We start from the raw sequence: 25,503 nt of genomic DNA, 5'->3' as shown, positions 1-25,503 counted from the left end.
TCGTGCCTCACAAAAAGGCTTCCTCCCGGTAGGGGCTAAAAGAGCCACTGCAATCCCTAACGCAAGATTCGTTTCAAAGGCATAAAATTCTCTTTAATATATATAAGCTAAAAGTAATGAAATTCGGTAAAATAGAGCGTTTTTTGACTGTTTTGGTTACTATTTGAAGGTAATTTTACCCATTCAAACGATCCGGATTGTAGCCTAGATAAGGTTTTTCATATTCCTGAAATACAATTCCGTAGGTTTCCAGTTCTTTTAAAATGGGACCATAAACTTCACGGGTTATGGGGATTTTTACTCCTGGCTTGGTGATTTTTCCGTTAAGTATGCGCAAAGTTGCGATCCCTACGGGCAGTCCCACGGTTTTTGCCATTGCGGTATTGATTTCGTTTTTGCCTTCAATGACCATAGTGGCATCTATTTGTTTTTTCTCGCCATTGATCTCATAGCCAAATTTATGGTACATCACGATCATGTCCTTATCCTCTGGCGACAGCGACCATTTTTCTTCCAGGATTTTTTGCAAACATTCTGCCGGGGTCGCGTTTTTGAGTCCTATACTTTTTTGCGTATTGAACAGGTCCAGTTCAAGCAATTTATCCCACAAGAGATCGTCCTGTTCAATTTTAAGGTTGTGCCGAAGTTTCAATTCTACTGAATCTGTGGGCGAGTAGGGCAAAAAGAGATTAGTAAATTCCCTGTAGCTCATGGATTCAGTATGTTGCAGGTGGTACGTGTCATCGGTCATGCCCAGTTGAACAAAAACATTCCACGCGCGGGAAAAACCCACCCTGCGAATGGTGCCGCGGTACAGGGTCAAAACGTCTTTAAGGTCATAAATTTCCCTGTATTTAAGTGAATTTCTATTCGCATAACCTTCAAACCTTCCGTAGCCTTCCACATCCAGAAATTCCGTTCTACGGAACAAACGCTGATACGGAATGTATTTATAAGTCCCTTCCTGAATAAATTCTGCCGCACCGCCCTGACCTGCTAAAACCACGTTGCGGGGGTTCCATGTGAATTTGTAGTTCCACAGATTGGTATCATTTTCTGGCGCGACAAGACCGCCGGTAAAAGATTCAAATAAAAGTAGTTTCCCACCTTCATCCCGTATGCGATCTATGACCTGCATGGCGCTCATGTGGTCAATACCGGGATCCAGACCTATCTCGTTCATGAATACAAGGCCTTTTTCCTTCACCGCTTCATCAAGGTTTTGCATCTCCTCACTTACATACGATGCAGTCACGAGGCTTTTGCCCAGCTTGATGCAGTTTTCGGCAATTTTAATATGAAATCGTGCCGGTAACATACTGATCACAATATCAGCATTGGCGATGGCTTCCTCTCGCTGCAGCTCCTGAAAAATGTCGAGTTCTATAGCAGATGCCCGTGGGTGATTGCCGGCAAGTTTTTGAGCCTGCTCCAGTGATTTATCCGCCAGGGTAATTTGTAGTTCTTGATTTTCGGCATGTTGTAAAAGATAATCCACCAGTTGTGAAGTAGATTTCCCGGTACCTATAATAAGTATGTTTCTCATGTGCAGGTATTGTATTTTTGTAAGGCGATTGAACGAAGTTAGCGAAATCAAAAGGCATTAAATAGTGAATATGAACAGAAAATTGCTCATTTTAGGAAGTATTTTTGGCGGCACGGCAGTTTTACTGGGTGCTTTTGGCGCCCATGGTTTAAAGCAATTGGTAAACGCTGATGCCGTCGCCTCGTTTGAAACCGGTGTGCGTTATCAAATGTACCATGCGCTTCTTTTGCTTCTTCTTGGCGGAATTTTGGAATGTTCTGAAAAACGCAAAAAAACCCTATACTACCTGCTGCTCATTGGCATTCTGATGTTTTCTGGATCTATTTACTTACTGGCCACCCAGGAGGCTACAAAAATTGATTTTTCGGCTATCGCACTTCTTACCCCGCTGGGCGGAGCTTTACTCATGGTTTCCTGGGGAATATTGCTATATACTTTTGTAAAGCGTTAAATGCTTGAAATATAGCTATTTTAAGTTTTTTTATAGTTTAATATAGCTACTTTTAGCCCCTATTAATCTTATTAAATAGCTAAATATGGAATTAAACCCCCAGATTACGAAAACGATTTCGTTAGAGCATTATAACATTGAAAGAGCTAAAGTACACTACCAGTTAAGTGCAGATGAATTGCACCATATCACCTTAGAAAAAGGGATGGGCCGCGAAACTTCATCTGGAGCTCTTGCCGTAAATACCGGTAAATTTACAGGACGATCACCAAAAGACCGTTTTATTGTCATTGATGACAAAACCCGTGAAAACGTATGGTGGGGTGCTGTAAATATTCCTTTTGACAAAGAAAAATTTGAGCGTTTGCGTATGAAGATGACCACTTATTTATCTGAACGGGAACTCTACGTACGTGATGCTTTTGCTTGTGCAGATGAGAATTATAAAACAGGCATACGGGTTATTAATGAATATCCCTGGTCTAACCTCTTTGCCTATACCATGTTTTTACGTCCCAGCGAAGAGGAGTTGACTAACTTTAAAGAAGACTGGTTAATCCTAAACGCACCGGGATTTAAGGCAGATCCTGAACTGGATGGCACGCGACAGGAGAATTTTGCCATTCTCAATTTCACCCAGAAAACAATACTCATTGGTGGGACCGGCTATACCGGGGAAATAAAGAAAGGAATATTTTCAGCACTTAATTTTATACTTCCCACCGAAAAGAACACGCTTCCCATGCACTGTTCTGCAAATGTGGGTGAGAATGGGGAGAGCGCTATTTTCTTTGGTCTTTCGGGAACCGGAAAAACCACGCTATCTGCAGATCCGCAGCGCCAGCTTATAGGTGATGATGAACACGGCTGGACGCCAGACAACTCCATTTTTAACTTTGAAGGCGGTTGCTATGCTAAGGTTATCAACCTTTCTGAAGAAGAAGAACCCGATATTTTTAACGCAATCCAAAAAGGCGCACTTCTTGAAAACGTAGTTTTGGACAGTAAGGGCAATGTTGACTTTACGGATACTTCCATAACGCCAAACACACGGGTGAGCTATCCCATAGATTATATAGACAACATTAAAAAACCTTCGGTAGGGAAAAATCCCAAGAATATTTTCTTTCTTACCGCAGATGCTTTTGGCGTGCTCCCTCCCATTTCAAAACTTACCCCTGGCCAGGCCGCATATCATTTTATAAGCGGTTATACCGCAAAAGTTGCAGGCACCGAAGCAGGCGTAAATGAACCGGTTCCCTCTTTTTCTGCATGTTTTGGTGCACCATTTATGCCCTTGCACCCTACAAAATACGCAGAAATGCTCCGTTCAAAAATGAAAGAGGCCGGTGTAAATGTCTGGCTTGTGAATACGGGCTGGACCGGTGGTGCTTATGGTGTGGGAAAACGTATGAAATTAAAATATACCCGCGCCATGATTCACGCTGCCATGCGCGGCGACCTGGGGGAATATACTAAGGAAGGCTATCACATCCATTCGGTTTTTGGTGTTGCACAACCCAGAACCTGTCCAGGCGTTCCCGATGCGGTATTAAGCCCCAGACAAACCTGGAATAATGATGAGATGTATTATAAGACCGCACATAAGCTCGCTGCAGCTTTTAAAGAGAACTTTAAAAAGTTTGAACAGTACGCCAGTGAGGATATCATGAATGGCCAACCGCCACTGGGTTAATCCCCGAAAATAGTTCAATAAAAATGCATATTTAAACAGAAAAACGCCCCGGAAAGGGGCGTTTTTTATGCTTTTAAGGCATTATTTAGACTAAAATAGGCTTACTTTTTATTATTGATCTCGTCAATATATTTTTCAAGCGCCATTGTCATGGATGGTGTTTCCGGAGTAGGTGCTTTAATATTTATTTCTAGTCCGGCTTCATTAGCAGCATGAATGGTAGAACTACCAAAAACGGCTATACGCGTATCATTTTGCTTGAAATTCGGGAAGTTTTCAAATAGGGATTTGATTCCGCTGGGGCTAAAAAATACGAGAATATCATAGGTCACGTCCTTAAGATGCGAAAGGTCACTTACCACCGTTCTGTAAAAAGTGGACTGTCTGTAATTGATCTTGAGTTCATCTAAAGTTTCTGGAATTTCAGGCTTCATGACATCTGAAGAAGGAAGCAGGAACTTCTCTGTTTTATATTTCTTCAGAATGGGCGCCATTTCTGCAAAAGTCCGTTTACCTACATAGATCTTCCGCTTGCGGTAAACCACATATTTTTGTAGGTAATAAGCTACAGCTTCGCTTTGGCAAAAATACTTCAAACTATCGGGTACTTTATAGCGCATTTCTTCGGCAATCCTAAAAAAATGGTCTACCGCATTACGACTCGTAAGTATAATAGCAGTATAATCTTTTAGATCTACTTTCTGGTGGCGTACTTCTTTGCCAGACATACCTTCTACATGGATGAATGGGATAAAATCAATTTTAACGCGTTTTTTTTCTTGTAAATCAAAATAGGGGGAATTCTCAATCTTAGGTTCTGGCTGAGATACCAAAATTGTCTTTACCTTCATAAACATGTATTTTTTTATCGCAGTATATAAGTGCTAAGCAGCTTGTACAAAATTAAATAAGGTGCAATTTCAAGGGCGCAAAGGTACAAAATAAAATAAAACAAATTGTTGATTATCAATTTTTCATATCTTCTCACGATACTTACAAGGCTCAGCGCATTGACTAAAACGAAGAAAACCACTATGCCTATGACCATGTTTTTGCCCGGTACAAAACTATAGGCAAAAAGGGCATTGACCGGAAGCAGCAACATCCCAAAAAAATTACGGAACACCAGTTTATCGTAGTGATACGGCCGCAATATTTCTTCACCGTCAAAGAGTACGGCCACGATGCGCTCCATCAAAAATTTAATTCCTATAAAAAGACCATAACATACGATGACCCGAAGAAACAAAATCTCTGAACTTAATGATAGCGTATAATCAAAACGCGTTAATATAATGTAGATAAATGCAGATATTGAAAGTAACTGAACCGTAAAAAGCATCAGGTTAAATGGATCCTGAAATCTATCTTTACCACTTTTTTTTAGATATTTATCGCTACCTATAACCCCTATAAAGTTTATAAAGCGGCGCTCGTAGGCATAACGTGTTATGGCAAGTAGTGCCATGCATACCACCAGGATAATGGTAAACCAGTCTTGTGAAATGACATTTCGGGTAATCGCTTCCAATGCGTTAGGGCTAGAGGCTGCAAAATTACTATAAATTAGGCAGTAATTACAAAACTGGGCAAAGAAGTAAAATTCTAAATAAGTACATTTGCCATAAATATAGCGTGTAAATGACAAACCGTCTCGTCATTGTACCTACTTACAATGAAGCTGAAAATATTCAAAAACTGGTGCGCAACGTTTTTGCGCAGCAGCGCAAATTTGATATCCTTGTCGTAGATGATAATTCGCCAGACGGCACCGCAATGCTCGTTCAGGGCATGCAGGAGGAATTTAAGGACCGTCTGCACCTGATTTGCAGAAAGGGTAAAAGTGGGCTGGGCACTGCGTATATAGCAGGTTTTAAATGGGCGCTGGAACGGCCCTATGCCTTTATTTTTGAAATGGACGCCGATTTTTCACATGCGCCGAATGATTTGATACGTCTGTATAACGCTTGCGTAAAAAACGGGGCAGACCTGGCGATAGGTTCTCGTTATAAAACAGGTGTTAACGTAGTGAATTGGCCCATGGGACGTGTTTTGTTATCTTATATTGCGTCAAAATATGTACGCTTTATAACAGGTATGCAAATCAGCGATACCACCGCTGGCTTTATTTGTTACCGTAGGGAAATCCTGGAAAAGATCAATCTGGACAAGATAAAATTTGTTGGATATGCCTTTCAGATCGAAATGAAGTTCAAGACCCATTTATTGGGTTTTAAAATTGAGGAGATTCCTGTTATTTTTGTAGACCGAACGAGAGGTACCAGCAAGATGAACACAGGTATAATTTCTGAGGCTGTTTTTGGAGTATTGAGAATGAAATTTAAGAGCTTATTTAGCAATTACGAGATTTAAGATTTATAATGGAAAAAATTCTGATTAAGGATGCACAGATCGTAAACGGCGGCAAGATCATGCGCGGCGATGTTTATATAGAACAGGGCATTATTAAAGAAGTGAGTGCCACGGTGAGCGCAAAAAGCCCTGACGTACAGATTTTTGATGCCGAAGGAAAACATTTGTTCCCTGGTATTATTGATGATCAGGTTCATTTTAGGGAGCCGGGACTTACCCATAAGGCGACCATAAAAAGTGAGTCAATGGCGGCTGTGGCCGGTGGTATCACCTCGTTTATCGAAATGCCAAACACAAACCCCCAGACTACTACGATAGAAAAACTGGAGGAAAAATTTGATCTGGCAGCAAAGTCGGCTTATGCCAATTATTCTTTCATGTTTGGCGGCACAAACGATAACATTGAAGAGATAAAAAAACTGGATCCGCTCAAGGTTGCTGGCCTAAAATTATTTTTAGGAAGTTCTACGGGCAATATGCTGGTAGATGATGAGCAGGTTCTTGAAAAAATCTTTAAGAGTACAAATCTTTTGATTGCTGCGCATTGTGAAGATGAGAAAACGATCAGGGAAAACCTGGAAACCTATAAAGAGCGTTACGGGGAGGATATTCCCATTGGCCTGCATCCTACCATACGTAGTGCAGAAGCGTGTTATCTCTCTTCTTCACGCGCTGTAGCCCTTGCAAAGAAAACAGGGGCACGTCTGCATGTGTTCCATTTAAGCACGGCAAAAGAAACCAAGCTTTTTGACCATAAAAAGCCCTTAAAGGACAAGAAAATCACAGCAGAAGTGTGTATACACCACCTCTGGTTTAGTGATGAAGATTACAGGGAAAAGGGAACGTTTATCAAATGGAACCCCGCAATCAAGACGGCAGAAGACCGCGAAGGTCTTTGGAAAGCATTGCTGGAAGACCGTATTGATGTGATCGCTTCAGACCACGCACCGCATACACTGGAAGAGAAAAAGAATAAATACCTGGATGCTCCCAGCGGCGGCCCCTTGGTACAGCATGCCTTTCCGGCAATGCTTGAGATGTACCATAGGGGTAAAATTTCCCTGGAAAAAATTGCTGAAAAAATGTGCCACAACCCTGCAATACTTTTCCAGATCGAAAAACGTGGTTTCATACAGGAAGGATATCACGCAGATCTTGTACTCGTGGACCTTAACAATCCCTGGACGGTTACAAAAGACAATATTCTTTACAAATCAAAATGGTCCCCTTTTGAGGGCAGCACCTTTAAGTCAAGGATCAGCCATACGTTTGTAAACGGTAAACTGGCATATAGAAACTTTAAAGTTACAGATGAGCGCCATGGTCAGCGTTTAACGTTTACAAGATGATAAAAGCCTTGTACATACTGCTAACCCTACTGCTTTTTGCTTCCTGTCAAAATGTGGAAAGGCCTGAAAAACCGGATAACCTGATTCCAGAAGATAAACTGAAGGATATCTTGTACGATGTGTCTTTAGTAAATGCCGCAAGGGATTTTAGTAGGGGCCAACTCAAAAATGCCGGTATTAAACCGGATACGTTTATCTATAAAAAATACGACATTGACAGCCTGCAATTTGCTGGAAGTCTGGCGTATTATTCGGTGGATTTTAATAGGTATTTAAAAATCTGGGAAGAAGTATCAGAACGTCTAGAGGTAAAGCGAGATGCAGTTGACAGCTTGATACGGCGTACAGATAGTATTCTTGCGGCAGAAGGTAAAGTCCCGGATCCTGAGCCCAGAACCGGACTTATGGATCCTGATGAATTAAAAAGGGAACCTGAAAATTAGGAATGCGTGTTCTTAAAATGCGTTCCCACGCGTTTTATGGTTTCTTCAAAAGGACGGTATTCAAAAGTCATCGCTTTTTTAAGTTTTAAATTATCAAAAACTTTATGGCCGAATGCAGCCTGTGCACTGCTTCTGAAAAGGGTGCGGGGTTTTCCTGAAATAAGGCTCAAAAAATAATCCCCACGCCAGGCGATGGCCATTTGCCAGGATTTTAAATCTTTAGATGGGGTTTTGGCTTCTATATTTTCGGCGATAAGCCTGAAAAATCGTTTGTACGATGTGTTCTCCCCGGCAAGGATATAGCGTTCCCCGCTGCTATTGCTTTTCATAAGGCTTACCATTGCATCTACCACATCCAGCACATCCACAAAGGCGGTCGTGCCCGGTACATTATAATCTGTACCCTTTTCAATGTGTGTAAAAAAACTACCACTGCCGCTTTCATAAAAGCCTTCACCCACTATAATTGCAGGGTTCACGATTACCGCATTTAAGCCTTCCTGCGTACCGCGCCATACCTCCGTCTCACTTGCAAATTTACTGATGCTGTACACACTGTTGTCGCGGTGCGGAGTCCAGAAGGTGCTTTCTTTTATGGGCGAGCCGTCTTCCGTAGAACCCAATGCACCCACAGAGCTAACGTGGCAGAACTTCTGCACCTTATGTTTAAGGCTGAGGTTGACCATGTTTGCGGTTCCTTCTTTATTGATGTGCTGTATTTTATTAAAGTGGGCAGGATCAAAAGACACGATCGCTGCACTGTGATAAACCTGAAAAACACCTTCAAAAGCGGACTCTAACGCAGGAATATCCGTAATATCTGCCTGTATCCATTCAATTTTTCCGAAGTAATCTTTTTCAGTGGATAGGTTTAAATTTTCGGCTTTATAAGCAAAGAGTTCGCGTACGGCACTTTTACTTTCTTCGGTGCGATAGGTGGCGCGCACGGTAGCGCCATCTGTGATTAAATACCACAGTAGATGTGCGCCTACAAGTCCTGTACCTCCCGTAACCAGTATCATAGTGCTAAGATAGGCAAACCACGCAAGGCAACATAGTGATGAGGTCAATTCTCGCCCATTGTACTGTATAAATCGCAAATCGTAAGTTATATTTGCGGTCAAGCATTAATTTGAAATAAAGAGGGAATGATAAAGAATTTTGTTGAAGAACTACAATGGCGCGGGATGGTGCACGATGTGATGCCCGGTACAGAAGAACATCTTATGGAAGAAATGCGCGCTGCCTACGTGGGTATTGACCCTACGGCAGACTCCTTGCATATAGGCCATCTTGTGGGCGTTATGATGTTAAAGCATTTTCAACAATGTGGCCACAAACCTATTGCCTTGATAGGTGGCGCAACGGGAATGATAGGCGACCCTTCTGGGAAATCTGACGAGCGCAACCTGCTTGATGAAGAGACGCTGCGCCACAATCAGGAAGCTATCAAAAATCAGTTGGCCCGCTTTCTGGACTTTGATTCTGACACGGGAAATGCTGCCCAGTTGGTAAACAATTACGACTGGATGAAAGATTTCAGTTTTCTATCGTTCATCCGCGATGTGGGCAAACACATCACGGTGAACTATATGATGGCAAAAGATTCGGTTAAAAAGCGGCTATCTTCAGAATCTGCCAATGGAATGAGCTTCACCGAATTTACCTATCAACTGGTTCAGGGATATGACTTTTTGCACCTGTTCAGGGAGAAAGACCTTACCCTGCAAATGGGCGGTAGCGATCAATGGGGCAATATTACCACGGGTACAGAACTCGTGCGCAGGATAGGCGGCGGTAAGGCCTATGCCATGACCTGCCCGCTGATCACAAAGGCTGATGGGACAAAATTCGGTAAGACTGCCGGTGGGAATATCTGGCTGGATGCAGAGCGAACCTCTCCTTATAAATTTTACCAGTACTGGCTAAACACCAGTGATGACGATGCGGCAAAATACATTAAGATTTTTACCTTTCTGGGCAAAGAAGAGATCGAAAGTCTCATCGCAGCGCATCAGGAAGCGCCACATCAGCGTGCACTGCAAAAACGACTTGCAGAAGAAGTGACTTTAAGTACGCACGGGGAGGAAAATCTTGAAAATGCGGTAAAAGCTTCGGAAATACTCTTCGGAAACTCAACTGGTGCCGATTTAAAAAAACTTGATGAAAAGACTTTTTTAGATGTTTTTGAAGGAGTTCCACAAGCGGAAATCACTCCGTCAGAAATTAACGAAGGAGTAGATATTATAAGTGCACTTGTTGAAAAAACGGATTTTTTAAAATCTAATGGAGAAGCCAAGCGGGCGTTGAAACAAAATTCGATTTCGGTTAACAAAGAAAAAGTGGATGATTCTTATGTTCTGAAAAACGATGACTTGATCAACAATAGATTTATTCTGCTACAAAGCGGAAAGAAGAACTATTTTGTGATCAGGGTTACCGAGTAGTTTGGCTGGTATTATTTGTTTCCATTAAGGTCTGTTAATTAGTAGAAAATCGTCAAAACCGACCGTTTTGTAAGGAAATAAGGCGTTTTTCTAAACCTTTGGATATTAAAAAACCCGATGCTTTTTAGGAGCATCGGGTTTTCCACTTAACTAACCAATCATTTATGAAAAACCTTTTTAAAGGTTACACTATATAGACGCTTATTTTGCAAAAATATTACACAAAAGTAAATACTTAACAAAACTATAACTTTAGGACAGCTGTAGTATTATTGCATATATTGATTAAGGTATTTTTGAAATGCCTTTTGCTTAACAAATGGGACTTGTATTTAAAGAACCATCAGGTTGCATCCCCTGATATCTGATGTGTCAAAACGTCCTAAAACCTCAAAACGGTTTCCATCTAATTTGCGCCCCAGATCTTGGGTGGCGATAAAAGCGCACGAATTGACATTTGCAAGATCTATGACATTGATTCCGCCGGTTTTACCCAATGCCACACTGGAAAGGGCATCTTCTGTGTCCCGTATTTGAATATCCATCCATGGTGGCGTGGTAAAAATGCCGTCACCGTTAGAATAGCCCTGGGAAAGGAGTTCGGTCATACCGTATTCACTATGAATTTGGTTTACGCCAAAACCTTTTTGAAGTAGTTCGTGCAACTCTTCACGCACCATTTCTTTACGGCGGCCCTTCATGCCCCCGGTTTCCATAACAAGGGTATTTTTCAACTGAAATTCATACTTTTCAACAAGATCCAGCAGTGCGAAAGAAACCCCTATAAGCAGTGTTTTTTCGCCCTTTTCATCCAGTTTTTTAAGTGTTTTTGCCAGTTTTTCGAGATCATTGAGGTAAAATCCGCTTTCCGGCTTTTTACTGTGTGCAATAAAATGATCTACCATATAAATGAGCGACGAGCCGGTTCGTTCTAAATAGGAAGGCAATAATGCCAGCACGGTGTAGTCTGTGACAGGGCCATAATGTTGCGAAAAACATTCGGTGAAACTGGCCTCGTAAAGTGAAAGGTCGGTTACAAAATGTTTGCTTGTTGTTGATCCCGTGGTGCCGCTACTGCTGAAAACCGTTTGAACCGGTTGTGAAGAGGAGAGTACCTCATGCTCCTTAAAAAAAGAAATGGGCATGAATGGAATTTGCTCCACCAGTCGTATTTCCTCCTTCTTGATAGATAAAAGGCCACAGAATTTACGATACGTATCATTCGTGCTATACTGCTTTCTAAATACTTGCAATGCCGCTTGCTTAAAAGCATCAACGGTGGTTATCTCATAAAATGGAATATTTTGCATAAGTGTCTATAAAGCTGTGCAAAGATATTAAAAATGTGCCGTTAGAATTATAGGCCAACCTACTGGCTCTAAACATTTACAATGCCAATAGGGAATTTTCAAGGTTATTAAACTGATGCTGTCCATATTACCTAAATGTTATGAATTTAACAACTGGGTAATCCAAACCAATTTAATGGTATCTTTACCTTGGTTTTAAACCCTTGTACGATGAAAAAGAAGGATATTAAGATTTTATTAGTTGACGATGAGCCAGATATTTTAGAAATTGTAGGCTATAACCTCAATAACGAAGGGTATCAGGTCTTAACGGCAGAAAACGGAAAACAAGCTGTAAAACTGGCCGCCAAGCATCAGCCGCAATTGATCATTCTTGATGTCATGATGCCAGAAATGGACGGCATTGAAGCTTGTGAGCAAATACGTAAGAACCCCTCGCTTTCTGAAACAATAATCACATTTCTCACCGCGCGTGGAGAAGATTATTCGCAAATGGCGGGTTTTGATGCCGGTGCAGATGATTATATTACAAAGCCCATCAAACCAAAAGTTTTAGTAAGTAAGGTAAAGGCACTTTTAAGACGTTTAAAAGAAGATACCGAAAAAGAGACCACACTTACCTTTGGTGATCTTGTCATCAACAGGGAAGAATATAAAATCATCAAGGATAAAAAAGAAATGGTTCTTCCACGACGGGAGTTTGAACTTTTGTCACTCCTTACCTCAAAACCCGGCAAGGTCTTTAAGAGGGAGGATATCTTAGATCGCGTCTGGGGCAATGAAGTTGTTGTGGGAGGGCGCACCATAGATGTGCACATACGTAAACTGCGTGAAAAAATAGGGGATAAAAAATTTAAAACCGTTAAAGGCGTAGGGTATAAATTTGTTGAATAATGGCTACCAATTTCAAAAAGTCGTATAGGTTTGCTACATACTCTGCTTCCTATATAACCATATTCCTAACGCTCATTCTGAGCGTTTTTTTATATGATCACGATCTATTGTATTGGCAATGGCCCGTGGGTTTTGCACTTATTTGTTTTGCATTTTGTTTTGTCATTTTGCAGATACGGGTAGAGCAATTTATATACAAACGGGTCAAGAAGATTTACGATGATGTTTCTTTACTGGATGCCACGACCCTTAAACGCGGACAGATCACTACAGATATGTCTACACTCACTAAAGAAGTAGAACGTTTTGCCGCAAGTAAAAAGCTGGAAATAGAATCTCTAAAGATCAGGGAAGAATACCGAAAGGAATTTATGGGGAATGTTGCCCATGAATTGAAAACACCGCTTTTTACGGTGCAAGGTTATGTGCTTACCCTTCTGGATGGTGCCATGAAAGACAAAAGCGTACGTAAAAAATATTTACAGCGCGCCGAAAAGGCCACAGAACGCCTGATTTATCTTGTAAGCGATCTCGATATGATCTCCAGGCTAGAAGTGGGCAACATGAACCTGTATTACGAGTATTTTGATATTATAGAGTTGGTTAAAAGTACATTTGAACTGCTCGAGATGAAGGCAGCAAAAAAGAACATCACCCTTACGTTTGACCGGCCTTACACAAAATCAATTTTAGTGAATGCAGACCGGGAGCGCATTCAGCAATTACTTACAAATCTTATCGTCAATTCTATAAAATATGGAAAACAGGACGGTACCACGGAGGTCACGGTTGAAAACCTGATCCAGAACAAAGTCATCGTTCGGGTTACAGATAATGGCGAGGGGATTTCATCAGAACATATCCCCAGATTATTTGAGCGGTTTTACCGCGTTGACAAAAGTGGTTCGCGCCGGGAAGGAGGCTCGGGTTTAGGCCTATCTATTGTGAAACATATTATAGAGGCCCATGACGAGAAGATTTATGTAGAGAGCGACTTTGGTGTGGGATCTGAGTTTTCGTTCACCCTTGAAAAGGCTGAAGAACTTCCCATCGAGGTTCTCGATGACCTGGCTATGGATTGAAGCGTCAAAGCCGCTGTAAAGCTTTGTCTGGCTCAAATTCTTTACCTTAAATTCGTTCTGATTTACGAAGGGCACCTTTCCCATTTTCTTTAAGCGCTTGGCAAGATATTCTTGTTCGGTCTGGCCCGGAGTAGGGATAAAGAAGGCTTTTTTGCCCAGCTTTGCAAGATCCATGATGGTGGTATATCCTGAGCGGCAGAGAATCAATTTGCTGGCATTAATGGCTTTTTCAAGATCTGTACTTTCCATAAAATCCACAACCTTGATATGGTTCTGGGCGCGTATTGTTTTTTCCGGATGAATTTTTCCACGTACAAAAAGTACTTTCCCCTTATAGATTTTGAGTTCGTGCAATAGAATGTCTTCCAGCTCTGTTCGCTGCGGTTCGGGTCCAGACAATAGTACAAGAATATCATATTCCATAGGGATTTTAACCACTTCTAAGCGTGACAATGGACCTATGTAGGTGATGGGAATATCGAAAAATTTGGGATGGCCCAATTTTCCGGTCAGGTTTATTCCACCTTCAAAATCTGGAACCCAGCAGGTGTCAAAACGCTTTATGTACCGCCTGTGTAGGGCAGAGGTGAGTTTTGTAGTATTACCGCTGAGTACCTGTAACTGGTGGGTTATAAATACCGTGGGTATTGCTGCATGGTACAAGCCAAACCTATTATCAGAAATAACGCCTTGTATCTTGTTTTTATTCACAAGATCTCGAACGATTTTATGCTCACCCCTTATGGCTTTTAAGATTTTAGGACTTCGCAGGAGCATTTTCCATTTGAAGCTGGACCCGTTTTTAGGGTATTCTATTTGATATGAAGGCAGCTCTAAAGACTCCAGTTCAGGGAATTCCCTCTCAAGCAGGGCGAGTGCATCACCATCACTGGCCAGCAAAACCTCAAAACCGTCTTTGATAAGCAGGCGTATAATGGGGATGCACCGGGTTGCATGACCCAGTCCCCAGTTAAGTGGCGCTACCAGAATGGTTTTGTTTTTATGCATAAGACAAAGTTTAATTACTTTCTATTGATAAAAGTTTCCTTAATTTTATCAAATCATTAAAAAATGGTCTTATCGAGGAGTTTTGTCATCAAAATGAGGTTTTTAGCCTTATTGGATAGAGAAATTTTCTTTCATTTTTATTCAAAATATAGGGCAAAATCCCAGTTTTCAATCTAAAAAGGATCTTTTTTAAGCATTATTTCAATAAAGAACTTACACACTACACATTGGGCAGCAAGAATAAACTGAAACGCTTTCGCGAAAACGAAACATTCACAAACGTAATCCAGCCCAGTAGGGAAGAACTACTGCAGGAAGATTTTAAATGGAAGGGAAAATGGAAAGAGTTCTTCAATAATGATGCGCCTATTGTACTGGAACTGGGCTGTGGCAAGGGAGAATATAGCGTGGGCCTTGCGCAACGCTACCCAGAAAAGAATTTTATAGGTATAGACATCAAGGGTGCCCGTTTTTGGCGCGGTGCAAAAACCGCCATAGAGGAAGACCTGAACAATGTTTGTTTTATACGCATGCAGATCGAGCTTTTGGCCTACGCCTTTGCCGAAAATGAAGTTTCGGAAATCTGGATCACTTTTCCTGATCCTCAGATCAAATACAAGCGCACCAAGCATCGTATGACCAATGCCGATTTTCTGGAAAATTATAAAAAGGTTCTACATTCAGAAGGTATCGTACATTTAAAGACAGACAGTGAGTTTATGCATGGGTATACCCTGGGGCTATTGCACGGCGCGGGGCACGAGGTACTTTATGCGCATCACGATATTTACAGTAACCATGAAGCCCCTGAGGAGGTCGTAGGTATTCAAACATTCTACGAGAAACAGTATCTTGAAAAGCAAAAACGGATTACGTATATAAAATTTAAGATCAACTAGGCTCCCTGCTACCTTGGAAATAACAAAACTTTTCATAATAACTTATCTAGCCGCTTTCGCTGGCGTATTGCCACCGGGACTGGTCAATATGACCGTGGCCAAATCCTGTTTGCAGGGCGGTAAAAAGAATGGCACACTGGTTGCTGTGGGCGCATGTATTGTTGTACTGTTTCAAGCGCTTATCGCCATATTGCTCGCTAAATATATATTCAATAATGAATATGTGCGCAACATGTTGCTGCGTACCGGTATGGTCATTTTTATCCTTATGGGGATCTACTTTTTGATTACTGCAAAAAAGGCAAAAGTAAAACGGGTAAAACCGGTAAAACACCGCGGTATGCGCAGTCTGGGAAAAGGGATTTTGATTTCTGCCATCAATATCCTGCCCATCCCTTACTTCTGTGCACTGGGTGCGGCGCTTAATGTAAGCGGACAGGTTTCTTATCATGTCGTGGCAATCGCGACTTTTATGCTGGCCGCCGCTGCGGGTACTTTTACATCCCTTTACATTTATGTATTGTGCTTTCAACGTATAGAGCGCAAAGCCATGAACCTGACGAAGTATACTAATTACTTTATGGCGGTTTTAATGCTTATTTTAGTCATTTTGACCCTTATTCGTATGTATTATACTGATAAATAAAAGGTAGCAATGGCGAAAGACAACAGCGGTTTTTTTGATAGAGTATATGATGTGGCGCGTCAAATTCCCTATGGAAGGGTGACAAGTTATGGAGCTATCGCAAAAGCTTTAGGCGCTGCCGGAAGCGCACGTATGGTAGGTTGGGCCATGAATAATGCTGGTAACTTTGAAGATGTTCCCGCACACCGCGTTCTCAACCGAAACGGTTTACTTACCGGCAAACACCATTTTCCCGGTACAAACCTTATGCAAAAAATGCTTGAAGAAGAAGGAATTATTATAACCGATGATAAGGTTCAGGATTTTAAAACCCTTTTCTGGGATCCTGTAATCGAATTAGGACTTCTGGACGACCAATGAAAAATGCAAAATAAAAAACCTGCAAGGTATTGCTGACGGAAGGAAGCCTCCTTGTAGGTTTGATCCAATGTTTTTTAAATGTATAATGTATACTGCAGATAGATCAAGAGCTACAGTATACAGTTTACAGTATTCAAGATACAGCTTTAGTTATTCCCAGTTGTATCCTTCTTTTTCTTGTTAAGCAGACCACCAAGTACGTTTTTAACCGCGTTTTTCACTTCGGCCTGGGAAGAATCTTTTTTAGTCTGTGGTGGCGTAGTTGCGGCATCCTCTTTTTTATCACCTCCCAGTAGATTGCCCAGCGCGTCTTTTATTTTATCTTCTCCCTTTTCCTGTAATTTGGCTTTTTGCGAGGCAATGATCTGCTGAGTCAGGTTGCTGATCGCGCCCTGGGTATTTACACTTACCTTGGGACTGCTAAAGTTTCCTGTAAGGGAAACCGGAATTTCAACCTTATAGTTATTAAGATCTGTACTGCTCAAACCAGCCAGTTTACTGCCTATCTCGCTGCCCAGCATTTTGCCGGGAACATCAAGGCCTACGGTATAATTCATCGTATTGTCAAAGTTGTGGCTACCACTTACGTTTACATTTATACCCTTGACATCAAAATTAAAAGGTTTTACAGCTATTTTACCCTCATCAAAACTTAGCGTTGTTTTAAGGTTGTCCAGGTTTATATCGCTGAGGTCTATAAAGGTCAACTTATCATCTAAAGCACTTAGCAAAGGCATTTCCTTGGGATCAACTTTCGCGGTCAATAACTGGGCAAAAGCATTTCCCGCCAGCGAATTTAGAATTGGGGTTAGGTCATTATTGAGGTTTCCTTTAAGCTGAAAATCGGTATTTAGGTTTCCGTGAAGGGCTTTTGCGATGGGAGCAAGGCCTTTCAGCAAATTGAGACCGGCAAACGATTGATCGATATCTATCTTTTTCAGATCGATTTTCATATCAAACTGAGGGGTTTCGCCCTTTGTGCTCACATTACCGGCAAGACCAATGTTTCCGCCAAAAATATCTGAAGTCACATTTTTCAAGGTGGCAGTTTCATCTACGATAAGGATAGAACCTTTTACGTTAGAAAGTTTGATATTATCATAGATCACCGTGCCTATGGCAAAATCAATCCCAGCATCCAGAAAAGAGGGTATTTTTATGGCTTCCTCACCCGTTTTAGGGGTGTTTTCGACTGTTTTTTGATCTTTTGGGGCGTTTTTAGTGGTTTTTTCTTCTGTAGTTTGTGTTTCTTCGGTTTCCGCTATGCTGAAATCTGCCAGGTCAACCGTATTTGATTGTACATTGAACCTGCCTTTAAGATCCTGGTCTGAAACCATAAAAGGAATCAGGTTTTCAAGTGTTCCCGTGGCCGAAATATCTGTGTTTCCCGTCTTGGCATTTAATTTTTCAAGACTTATGGTGCTGGTGTTGAATTTCAGGTTGGTTTCACTGATAAGAAACGCATTGGGCAACTCTGGGGATGTATATTTGAAATCGCGCAAACTTGCCGTTCCCTGACTTTTAATATTCTGAAACTGTTCTTTTTCCACACTTTCCATATCAAAAGTAGTGGTCAGGTTTACGCTGAGCAAACCATTAAGATCCTGCTCCAGTTCAAGCGGATATGCTTTTTCCAGATTGGCCAGATTCAACTTGCCATCTAGCGCCATATCTACCAGTGGATTTGTGGTAAGACGCTCAATACGGCCTTTAGCGGCAAATCTATCCTGATCTATCTGAAAGGTAAGGTTGCCCAGATTGAGATAAATATCTTCCAGTTTGCCCGTTTCATTTTTGAGTTGGGCGTCAATGTTGATATTTTCTACGGTTTTGGGCAGGTCAGGATATTTGAAGGAAGCATTGTTAGAGGACACTTTAATATCAAGCATAGGGATATTTTCATCATCCACAATCCCATTGATACGCCCATCCACCTGAAAATCGCCAGAGGTCGTAACACCATCAAGGTTTTTTGCATACTCTTCTGGAATAACAGCAAGGAAGTTTTTAAAGTCACTGGATGGGGTTTTAAAAGTAAGGTCCATCTCATTATTAGTCTCATTGACCTGTACAAAACCTTCAAAAACAAGAGGCAATTGATTTACAAGCGCTTTATTATCTTTAAAAGTAAAACGCATTTTATCAAGGTTCATGGCGATAGCTGCATCCAGTTGCACGCTGTTGTTGTTCAGGTAGTTTGTGCCATCAAAATCAAAGGATACTAAAGCATTTGTCTTCGTTTCTAAGGTTGAGGTCACGGCAGAAAAGTCACCGTTGCCTTCGTGGTTCAGTTCTTTTAGCCTTAAAAAGGTATTGGTGCTCTCATCAAGATAATTGAGGCGCGAATTGTTTATTTCATAATGCTGTACACCAAACTGTATACCTTCAGAAGGAGTCGTTGAAGTATTTTCTGCGGAAGGTTTAGGAGAAGTTTGCGTTGAAGTATCAACTTTTGCAATGTCATAATTGGCTTTACCCAGGCTATCCACTTTAATGTTTATAAAGGCATCGTTGAGTGCAAGTGCATCAATTTTGATCCCGTTGCTGCTTTTAAACAGTTGCGGTATCCCCATTTGTAATCTAAGTTCTTTGCCACTAGCCAGCGTGTCACCGGCAAAAGGTTCTTTGTTGATCACGCTAAAATCGTTAATAGTAAGAGCGGCATCGGGAAAACTGGAAAAAAGGCTAAGGCTCAGATCTTCCCAGGCCACCGTTGCATTTAGGTTCTTATTGATCTCTTTTTTAACCAGGCTTTCCAGCTGGCCCTTAAAAATTATAGGGGTGAGGATTAAGATGAGGATCAGGATACCGAGAACGATCCCTATAATTTTCAATGCTTTTTTCATAATGATTGGAGTGTCTTAAATTTTTTCTTCCAGTTGAAATTTGTCAAGCGTATTGCCCAGTTCTTCTTCAGGTTTGAGCTTAAAGCGCTTTCTAAAGTAATAGACACCCAAATATAAAAATGGTGTGTCACAAATGGCTATGAGTACTTTGAACAAAAACCCTGCCTCTAATAACGCCCAGAAGCGTTCCCATTCAATTTTTCCGAAAGAACAGAGCAGCAACAATACGGTAGCGGTATCAATAAACTGACTAAAAAAGGTGGAAAAGTTGTTGCGTAGCCATAAATGTTTGCCTTTAGTGACCCTTTTCCAGAAATGGAAAACCTGTATATCAACATATTGCGCAAACAGATAAGCCATCATAGAGGCGAGCACGGCAATAACCGTAGCGCCAAACACCTTACCAAATAAGGTATCGTTAATAGGGGACCAGTCCGTGGCTGGGACCACGTCTGAAATCCAAATGATCAACAAGGAGAACAAGGAGGCAAAAATACCTGTGGTAACCACCTGGTTTGCTTTTTTCTTACCATAGATCTCGCTGATAAGATCAGTGATCAAAAAAGTAATGGGATAGGGAAGTATGCCTACGGAAATCTCAAAGTGGTAAATCCCGAAAAAATCCCAGTAAAAAAATTTTTGAAAGATAAGATTGGAGACCACCAGCGAACAAATGAAAAGTGCCCCCAGAATAAAATAAATACGGTAGGCTAAAAAGGCATCCCGCTGTGTTCGTGATTCTTGCAACAAATTGGATCTAAATTTCGCGTAGTAAGCCCAAAAATAACCGTTTATAGGCTCTTTTTTACTTAAATTGCTCTTAAAATAATTAACAATTTCAGAAGATTAAAACCTTAACACACATATACTTATCACTGGGAGGCAACCAGGGCGATACCTTTAAAAATTTACAGTTGGCCGTTAACCTGCTCTATGAACGTGTGGGTTTCATTAATGCTATTTCGCCAGTCTATAAAACCCCTTCCTGGGGTTTTGAAGGCCCCCATTTTTTAAATGCTGTTTTACAAATCAGTACCAGACTTACGAGTGACGAAGTTTTGAATACTGTGCTTGCCATTGAGCAGGAACTGGGCAGAACCCGGGATCCTGACTATAAACGGGCAAAAACATATCAAAACCGTCCCATAGATATTGACCTGCTTTTTTATGGTAATGAAGTGATTAATACAGGCCAACTGCAGGTCCCACATCCACGTTTGCACGAACGGCGATTTGTACTGCTTCCGCTAACGGATATAGCGTCTGGTCTGGTGCATCCTAAATTCAGAAATAGCATAAAAGATCTACTTGCTGAAACTGATGATAAGTCAGAGTGTGAGCAGCTTACAGATAAACTTATTGATCCAGGGTCGAGCTATAACCTCAAAAAACATCATTTTATTGCGATTGAAGGTAATATAGGCGCTGGTAAGACCACGCTTTCAAACCTTATTGCCGAAGAATTCAATGCAAAACTCATACTGGAACGTTTTAAGGAAAACCCTTTTTTGCCCAAATTTTACGAGGATCAATCCCGGTACGCTTTTCCCCTGGAGATGTCTTTCCTGGCAGACCGTTACCAGCAATTGCTTGATGATATAGGTCAGTTTGACCTTTTTAAGGATTTTATGATTGCAGATTATGACAGTTACAAATCGCTCATCTTTGCTCAGATTACACTGGGCGCCGAGGAATTTAACCTCTATAAAAAATTGCACGGTATGATGTACCGCGAACTTTCAAAACCGAGTTTGTATGTATATCTGTATCAAAATACAGAACGTTTACTTCAAAATATTAAGAAAAGAGGGAGGGAGTATGAGCAGCAGATCTCAGGCGATTATCTGGGAAAGATAAATGAAGGTTACCTTCAATTTATCAAGACAAAGCAACAAGACAATGTCAGGATAATAGATATTTCAGAACTGGATTTTGTAAGCAGTCGGGAAGATTATATACAAGTGATCCGTGAGATGAGCAAATCTTAAAGAATATATTTCATTAGCAAAATACGGAGAACGTGCAAACTGCGGCAAGGGTTATAACCACACCTATAATGATCCCCATGTATAATCCAAAATGCATCCCATAACGTTCCCCTTGCTGATAAGAGGAATAATCAAAGTCTGTTTTCATAATTGACTGAATTAGTTTCAGTAAAAATGAAAGTTATAGCATTTTAGAAGAAGGAAATTAACATTTAATTGTATATTGATACGTTATATTGCGAATATTTCGCACGAAATGCATATCGTAATTCTATTTAAATTTTATTTTAACAAAAAGATCCCAGATTACAACCCCGGCACTCACAGATATGTTAAGTGAATGCTTTGTACCAAGCTGCGGAATTTCAATAATAGCATCTGCCGCATTGACGAGTTCCTGTTGCACGCCTTTTACCTCATTGCCAAAAATAACCGCGTACTTTTCACCACTTTTCACGGCAAAATCATTGAGCATGACGGCGTTCTCCGCTTGTTCTATGGCAAGTATTTTAACCCCTGACTGCTGAAGTTCCTCAATGACTTCAGAGGTGTTTGTGTGATGTTCCCAGCGCACTGTTTTGGTCGCCCCCAGTGCGGTTTTCGTAATGTCCCGGTGCGGTGGGGAAGCGGTGATACCACAGAGGTAGATTTTTTCGATCAGAAATGCATCTGCGGTGCGAAAAACAGAACCTATATTGTGCAGGCTTCGCACATTATCAAGGATAATGATAAGCGGGGTTTTTGACGAATCTTTAAATTCATCCACGGTTTTTCTATCCAGTTCGCTGTTTGCTAATTTTCTGCTCATAAGGTGTAGGTAGTTTAAAATTTTAGATTCAGAATTGAGGGCCTTGGCCGCTATATCGCTTTATAACTCCTTTTTCTTTCTCCAAAAGTGTTCAAAAATAAAGGATAACTCCGTACGGGTAAAGGTTTATCCGAAAAGCTTTTTTGTAAATTCGCTTTTAATCTTTGAGTTGATTTCCAGAAGAAACATATTTCTTTTATTGCGGCAAATCAGCTAAAAAACGGGTAAAACTGCCTAAAAACACGTAAAAACAGCATGTCTTCAAAGAAAATCAAAAAGGTCACTCCTTTAATGAAGCAGTATAACGGGATAAAACACAAATATCCTGATGCCTTGTTGCTTTTCCGTGTAGGGGATTTTTATGAAACTTTTGGCGAAGATGCGGTCAAGGCCGCGCAGATCCTGGGAATTGTACTGACTAATCGCAACAATGGCGGCGAGCGTACCGAACTGGCCGGTTTCCCGCACCATTCCCTTAACACCTATTTACCAAAACTTGTCAAGGCCGGTTGCCGCGTGGCCATTTGCGACCAACTCGAAGATCCCAAAATGACCAAAAATATCGTGAAGCGCGGTGTTACAGAGTTGGTCACCCCGGGCGTCGCGCTTAACGACGAGGTGCTGCAATCCAAAAGCAACAACTTTCTGGCCGCGCTGCATTATGGCAGGAAAGTGCTGGGCATTTCCTTTCTTGATGTTTCCACAGGTGAATTTTTGACCACGCAGGGCGATGTGGCCTACATAGACAAGCTTTTACAAAATTTCAACCCCAGTGAATTACTGATCAGCAAAAGCTGTAAAAAGGAATTTCTGGCAGATTTTGGTAAAGAATACCACGTTTTTTACCTGGAAAACTGGATTTTTCAGACCGATTATGCCTATGAATCGCTTTACAAGCACTTTGAAGTAAAATCGCTTAAGGGTTTTGGGGTACAGCAACTCGAGGAGGGCGTGATTGCTGCTGGTGCAGCACTTCATTATCTCAGTGAGACGCAACATCATAAACTTAAGCATATAAGCCGCATCAACCGTATCGCAGAAGATGCCTATGTCTGGATGGACCGTTTTACCATTCGCAATCTTGAACTGTATCGGGGTACGAGTCCACAGGCGATCACGTTACTTGATGTGATTGATAAAACCACTTCCGCTATGGGCGGAAGGCTTTTAAAACGCTGGCTCGCGCTTCCGCTAAAAAATCAAGACGCGATTACCAGAAGGCATGAGGTGGTCTCCTACTTTTTAGAAAACAACAAGATTTACAATAAAATCACACAGCACCTCAAACAGATAGGAGATGTGGAAAGGCTTATCAGTAAAGTGGCCACCGGAAAGGTGAGTCCGCGGGAGGTCGTCCAACTCAAAAATTCGCTGGAAGCCATGGTGCCGGTAAAAGCCCTCGCCCAAAATTCAGAAAATGAAGCCATGCAAATTTTGGGAGGAAATCTCAACAACCTGGAACATCTGCGTGCCAAGATCAAGGAAACGCTCAACGAAGATGCTCCGGTCAATGTTTTGAAAGGGGATACGATCGCGGGCGGTTTTCACGATGAACTTGACGAGCTGCGCAATCTTGCGCATGAGGGAAAAGGTTATCTGGACAATATGTTGCAGCGCGAGACCGAACGTACCGGTATTACTTCGCTTAAAATAGCCAGCAACAACGTTTTTGGCTACTATATAGAAGTGCGTAACACCCATAAAGACAAAGTCCCACCAGAATGGATACGCAAACAAACGCTCGTAAGTGCAGAGCGCTATATTACAGAAGAACTCAAAGAGTATGAAGCCAAGATTTTAGGTGCAGAAGAACGCATTCTGGCCATTGAACAGCAGCTTTTTAACCAACTCGTACAATGGATATCCCAGTTTATAGCACCGGTGCAGGCCAATGCGGCCGGTATTGCAGAACTGGATTGTCTATGTTCCTACGCCTGTGTCGCCAAAGCTAATAATTATGTGCGTCCGGTTATTGATGATTCCCAGGAACTGGAGATTACAGAAGGGCGTCATCCCGTAATCGAAAAGCAGTTGCCGCTGGGCGAGCCTTATATTGCCAATGATGTTTTCCTGGATAGGGAAGCCCAACAGATGATCATGATCACCGGCCCTAACATGTCTGGTAAATCTGCTATACTGAGACAAACGGCACTTATTGTTTTGTTAGGACAAATGGGATCTTTTGTACCGGCCAAAGCGGTACGTATGGGTCTTGTGGATAAAATATTCACACGTGTTGGCGCCAGTGACAACATCTCCATGGGAGAATCTACTTTTATGGTAGAAATGAACGAAACCGCAAATATTCTCAACAATATTTCTGAGCGCAGCCTGGTGCTTCTAGACGAGATAGGGCGCGGTACCAGCACCTACGATGGGATTTCCATTGCCTGGGCGATCAGTGAGTACCTTCATGAACATCCCGCACGGCCCAAGACACTTTTTGCAACGCATTACCATGAGCTCAACGACATGGGTGATACTTTTACAAGGATCAAGAACTTTAATGTTTCGGTTAAAGAACTAAAGGATAATGTGCTTTTTCTTCGGAAATTGGTCGCCGGTGGCAGTGCGCACAGCTTTGGTATACACGTTGCGAAAATGGCGGGCATGCCTCAGCAGGTACTGCACAGGGCAAATAAAATATTAGTTCAGTTAGAACAATCACATGGTAGGCAGGGCAATAGTGAAAAGCTTAAAAAAGCCACCGAAGATGAAATGCAGCTCAGTTTTTTTAACCTCGACGACCCGTTACTGGAAGAAATCAAAGAGGAGATCCTGCACATAGACATAGATACGCTCACGCCGGTAGAGGCATTGATGAAGCTCAATGAAATCAAGAGAATGTTATTACGGAACGCAAAAAACAAGGTTTCATAGCTAAAAATCGTGTGTTTTAAGGAGAAAATCACCTATTTAAGGTAGTTTTCAAATCAGAATCTGGATTTAATTCATTTCTTTAAGAGCTAAATACCTTGACCTGAAATCCTTGAGCGGTATATTAGGGAAGATGTTTTTAAAATGAAAATTCTTTTTACAAAATGCTTGCTGTATTGTAGAAATCTTTTAAATTTGCATCCGCATTGATCACAATAGCGATTATGCGAAAGTAGCTCAGGGGTAGAGCATCACCTTGCCAAGGTGGGGGTCGCGGGTTCAAATCCCGTCTTTCGCTCTCTACCCTTTATCGCCTGGCGATAGAGGGTTTTTTATAAAAGCTTGTTTTTAATTGCATATCAGTAAAAAAAGCTTATTTTGAAAGGTACATCACGCTCGGGTGGTGGAATTGGTAGACACGTTGGACTTAAAATCCAATGACCATTAGGTCGTACGGGTTCAAGTCCCGTCCCGAGTACA

At 41.5% G+C, this 25,503-nt stretch carries 22 protein-coding genes, 2 tRNA genes and 1 pseudogene; 15 read left to right on the top strand and 10 right to left on the bottom strand.

Annotated elements, in window-relative coordinates; genetic code table 11:
• Window positions 1-175: 175 nt before the first annotated feature.
• Window positions 176-1,561, bottom strand: a complete 1,386-nt coding sequence (locus P162_RS07525; RefSeq protein WP_262493928.1) for a saccharopine dehydrogenase family protein — start codon at window positions 1,559-1,561, stop codon at window positions 176-178.
• Window positions 1,562-1,616: 55 nt separating this feature from the next.
• Here P162_RS07525 and P162_RS07520 point away from each other — a divergent pair, with 55 nt between their 5' ends.
• Window positions 1,617-1,997 carry a DUF423 domain-containing protein gene (locus P162_RS07520; RefSeq protein WP_031426665.1) on the top strand — a complete coding sequence of 127 codons (381 nt, stop codon included), beginning with the start codon at window positions 1,617-1,619 and terminating at the stop codon, window positions 1,995-1,997.
• Between the two features lie 85 nt (window positions 1,998-2,082).
• Window positions 2,083-3,693, top strand: a complete 1,611-nt coding sequence (gene pckA, locus P162_RS07515; protein WP_031426664.1) for a phosphoenolpyruvate carboxykinase (ATP) — start codon at window positions 2,083-2,085, stop codon at window positions 3,691-3,693.
• Window positions 3,694-3,794: 101 nt separating this feature from the next.
• On the opposite strand, the gene P162_RS07510 is transcribed toward pckA, so the two are convergent.
• Both P162_RS07510 and P162_RS07505 read right to left on the bottom strand, forming a co-directional pair.
• Window positions 3,795-4,544 carry a uroporphyrinogen-III synthase gene (locus P162_RS07510; protein ID WP_031426663.1) on the bottom strand — a complete coding sequence of 250 codons (750 nt, stop codon included), beginning with the start codon at window positions 4,542-4,544 and terminating at the stop codon, window positions 3,795-3,797.
• Between the two features lie 14 nt (window positions 4,545-4,558).
• Window positions 4,559-5,341, bottom strand: coding sequence for a DUF4271 domain-containing protein (locus P162_RS07505; RefSeq protein WP_164076231.1), 783 nt, complete (start codon window positions 5,339-5,341; stop codon window positions 4,559-4,561).
• Between P162_RS07505 and P162_RS07500 the strand changes: the two genes are divergently transcribed.
• From P162_RS07500 to P162_RS07490, 3 genes are read left to right on the top strand one after another with little or no spacing between them, the layout of a single operon-like run.
• Window positions 5,335-6,066, top strand: a complete 732-nt coding sequence (locus P162_RS07500; RefSeq protein WP_031426661.1) for a polyprenol monophosphomannose synthase — start codon at window positions 5,335-5,337, stop codon at window positions 6,064-6,066. The genes P162_RS07505 and P162_RS07500 overlap by 7 nt on opposite strands.
• Before the next feature lie 8 nt (window positions 6,067-6,074).
• Window positions 6,075-7,415 carry a dihydroorotase gene (locus P162_RS07495; RefSeq protein WP_031426659.1) on the top strand — a complete coding sequence of 447 codons (1,341 nt, stop codon included), beginning with the start codon at window positions 6,075-6,077 and terminating at the stop codon, window positions 7,413-7,415.
• Window positions 7,412-7,858, top strand: a complete 447-nt coding sequence (locus P162_RS07490; RefSeq protein WP_051907818.1) for a DUF4296 domain-containing protein — start codon at window positions 7,412-7,414, stop codon at window positions 7,856-7,858. Before P162_RS07495 ends, P162_RS07490 begins: the two co-directional genes overlap by 4 nt.
• Here P162_RS07490 and P162_RS07485 read toward each other — a convergent pair.
• Window positions 7,855-8,958: an NAD-dependent epimerase/dehydratase family protein gene (locus tag P162_RS07485; RefSeq protein ID WP_241077746.1), complete on the bottom strand. Its 1,104-nt coding sequence runs from the start codon at window positions 8,956-8,958 to the stop codon at window positions 7,855-7,857. The two genes, P162_RS07490 and P162_RS07485, sit on opposite strands and share 4 nt — an antisense overlap.
• 48 nt (window positions 8,959-9,006) lie before the next feature.
• On the opposite strand from P162_RS07485, the gene tyrS reads away from it, so the two are divergent.
• A complete protein-coding gene (gene tyrS, locus P162_RS07480; RefSeq protein ID WP_031426654.1) occupies window positions 9,007-10,305 on the top strand; it encodes a tyrosine--tRNA ligase in 1,299 nt (432 codons plus the stop codon).
• 332 nt (window positions 10,306-10,637) lie between these two features.
• On the opposite strand, the gene P162_RS07475 is transcribed toward tyrS, so the two are convergent.
• A complete protein-coding gene (locus P162_RS07475; protein ID WP_031426653.1) occupies window positions 10,638-11,615 on the bottom strand; it encodes an acyltransferase in 978 nt (325 codons plus the stop codon).
• Between the two features lie 210 nt (window positions 11,616-11,825).
• Here P162_RS07475 and P162_RS07470 point away from each other — a divergent pair, with 210 nt between their 5' ends.
• Window positions 11,826-12,509: a response regulator transcription factor gene (locus tag P162_RS07470; RefSeq protein ID WP_031426652.1), complete on the top strand. Its 684-nt coding sequence runs from the start codon at window positions 11,826-11,828 to the stop codon at window positions 12,507-12,509.
• Complete coding sequence (locus tag P162_RS07465; RefSeq protein WP_031426651.1) at window positions 12,509-13,591, top strand: sensor histidine kinase; 1,083 nt, start codon at window positions 12,509-12,511, stop codon at window positions 13,589-13,591. Before P162_RS07470 ends, P162_RS07465 begins: the two co-directional genes overlap by 1 nt.
• A gap of 84 nt (window positions 13,592-13,675) precedes the next feature.
• On the opposite strand, the pseudogene P162_RS17865 reads toward P162_RS07465, so the two are convergent.
• Window positions 13,676-14,014: pseudogene (locus P162_RS17865) on the bottom strand (glycosyltransferase); the annotation flags it as partial.
• Between the two features lie 812 nt (window positions 14,015-14,826).
• Here P162_RS17865 and trmB point away from each other — a divergent pair.
• Genes trmB through P162_RS07445 form a run of 3 tightly spaced genes read left to right on the top strand, consistent with a single transcriptional unit; the run spans window position 14,827 to window position 16,504 of the window.
• On the top strand, window positions 14,827-15,498 hold the full coding sequence (gene trmB / locus P162_RS07455) for a tRNA (guanosine(46)-N7)-methyltransferase TrmB (RefSeq protein ID WP_031426649.1): 672 nt from the start codon (window positions 14,827-14,829) through the stop codon (window positions 15,496-15,498).
• Window positions 15,499-15,511: 13 nt separating this feature from the next.
• Window positions 15,512-16,144, top strand: coding sequence for a LysE family transporter (locus tag P162_RS07450; RefSeq protein ID WP_031426648.1), 633 nt, complete (start codon window positions 15,512-15,514; stop codon window positions 16,142-16,144).
• A 9-nt stretch (window positions 16,145-16,153) separates the two neighbouring features.
• On the top strand, window positions 16,154-16,504 hold the full coding sequence (locus tag P162_RS07445; protein WP_031426647.1) for an MGMT family protein: 351 nt from the start codon (window positions 16,154-16,156) through the stop codon (window positions 16,502-16,504).
• 146 nt (window positions 16,505-16,650) lie between these two features.
• Here the strand turns inward: P162_RS07445 and P162_RS07440 are convergent, their stop codons facing one another.
• Entirely contained in the window at window positions 16,651-19,350 is a 2,700-nt protein-coding gene (locus P162_RS07440; protein ID WP_031426645.1) for an AsmA-like C-terminal region-containing protein, read from the bottom strand.
• Window positions 19,351-19,365: 15 nt separating this feature from the next.
• Window positions 19,366-20,097, bottom strand: coding sequence for a queuosine precursor transporter (locus P162_RS07435; RefSeq protein ID WP_410471162.1), 732 nt, complete (start codon window positions 20,095-20,097; stop codon window positions 19,366-19,368).
• A 98-nt stretch (window positions 20,098-20,195) separates the two neighbouring features.
• On the opposite strand from P162_RS07435, the gene folK reads away from it, so the two are divergent.
• On the top strand, window positions 20,196-21,338 hold the full coding sequence (folK, locus tag P162_RS07430; protein ID WP_031426642.1) for a 2-amino-4-hydroxy-6-hydroxymethyldihydropteridine diphosphokinase: 1,143 nt from the start codon (window positions 20,196-20,198) through the stop codon (window positions 21,336-21,338).
• A 13-nt stretch (window positions 21,339-21,351) separates the two neighbouring features.
• Here folK and P162_RS17945 read toward each other — a convergent pair whose 3' ends face one another.
• Window positions 21,352-21,486, bottom strand: coding sequence for a hypothetical protein (locus P162_RS17945; protein WP_262493913.1), 135 nt, complete (start codon window positions 21,484-21,486; stop codon window positions 21,352-21,354).
• A gap of 123 nt (window positions 21,487-21,609) precedes the next feature.
• On the bottom strand, window positions 21,610-22,146 hold the full coding sequence (locus P162_RS07425) for an RNA methyltransferase (RefSeq protein WP_031426640.1): 537 nt from the start codon (window positions 22,144-22,146) through the stop codon (window positions 21,610-21,612).
• A gap of 255 nt (window positions 22,147-22,401) precedes the next feature.
• Between P162_RS07425 and mutS the strand changes: the two genes are divergently transcribed.
• From mutS to P162_RS07410, 3 genes are all read left to right on the top strand, one after another.
• Window positions 22,402-25,026 carry a DNA mismatch repair protein MutS gene (mutS, locus tag P162_RS07420; protein WP_031426638.1) on the top strand — a complete coding sequence of 875 codons (2,625 nt, stop codon included), beginning with the start codon at window positions 22,402-22,404 and terminating at the stop codon, window positions 25,024-25,026.
• A 223-nt stretch (window positions 25,027-25,249) separates the two neighbouring features.
• A tRNA-Gly gene (locus tag P162_RS07415) sits at window positions 25,250-25,321 on the top strand.
• A gap of 96 nt (window positions 25,322-25,417) precedes the next feature.
• Window positions 25,418-25,501: transfer RNA gene (locus P162_RS07410), tRNA-Leu, on the top strand.
• Window positions 25,502-25,503: the final 2 nt, after the last annotated feature.

It is taken from the genome of Flavimarina sp. Hel_I_48, assembly GCF_000733945.1.
Taxonomy (GTDB): Bacteria; Bacteroidota; Bacteroidia; order Flavobacteriales; family Flavobacteriaceae; genus Leeuwenhoekiella.
The sequence above is the reverse complement of the archived record's forward strand: the minus strand, read 5'-3'. Positions and strand labels throughout refer to the sequence as shown.

Bases quoted from the DNA above. Each gene is read 5' to 3' on its own strand.
- pckA (WP_031426664.1), top strand. From the start codon at position 2,083: ATGGAATTAAACCCCCAGATTACGAAAACGATTTCGTTAGAGCATTAT.
- P162_RS17945 (WP_262493913.1), bottom strand. From the start codon at position 21,486: ATGAAAACAGACTTTGATTATTCCTCTTATCAGCAAGGGGAACGTTAT.
- P162_RS07440 (WP_031426645.1), bottom strand. From the start codon at position 19,350: ATGAAAAAAGCATTGAAAATTATAGGGATCGTTCTCGGTATCCTGATC.
- mutS (WP_031426638.1), top strand. From the start codon at position 22,402: ATGTCTTCAAAGAAAATCAAAAAGGTCACTCCTTTAATGAAGCAGTAT.
- tyrS (WP_031426654.1), top strand. From the start codon at position 9,007: ATGATAAAGAATTTTGTTGAAGAACTACAATGGCGCGGGATGGTGCAC.
- P162_RS07425 (WP_031426640.1), bottom strand. From the start codon at position 22,146: ATGAGCAGAAAATTAGCAAACAGCGAACTGGATAGAAAAACCGTGGAT.
- P162_RS07520 (WP_031426665.1), top strand. From the start codon at position 1,617: ATGAACAGAAAATTGCTCATTTTAGGAAGTATTTTTGGCGGCACGGCA.
- P162_RS07470 (WP_031426652.1), top strand. From the start codon at position 11,826: ATGAAAAAGAAGGATATTAAGATTTTATTAGTTGACGATGAGCCAGAT.
- P162_RS07465 (WP_031426651.1), top strand. From the start codon at position 12,509: ATGGCTACCAATTTCAAAAAGTCGTATAGGTTTGCTACATACTCTGCT.
- P162_RS07500 (WP_031426661.1), top strand. From the start codon at position 5,335: ATGACAAACCGTCTCGTCATTGTACCTACTTACAATGAAGCTGAAAAT.
- P162_RS07490 (WP_051907818.1), top strand. From the start codon at position 7,412: ATGATAAAAGCCTTGTACATACTGCTAACCCTACTGCTTTTTGCTTCC.
- P162_RS07475 (WP_031426653.1), bottom strand. From the start codon at position 11,615: ATGCAAAATATTCCATTTTATGAGATAACCACCGTTGATGCTTTTAAG.
- P162_RS07445 (WP_031426647.1), top strand. From the start codon at position 16,154: ATGGCGAAAGACAACAGCGGTTTTTTTGATAGAGTATATGATGTGGCG.
- P162_RS07510 (WP_031426663.1), bottom strand. From the start codon at position 4,544: ATGAAGGTAAAGACAATTTTGGTATCTCAGCCAGAACCTAAGATTGAG.
- P162_RS07495 (WP_031426659.1), top strand. From the start codon at position 6,075: ATGGAAAAAATTCTGATTAAGGATGCACAGATCGTAAACGGCGGCAAG.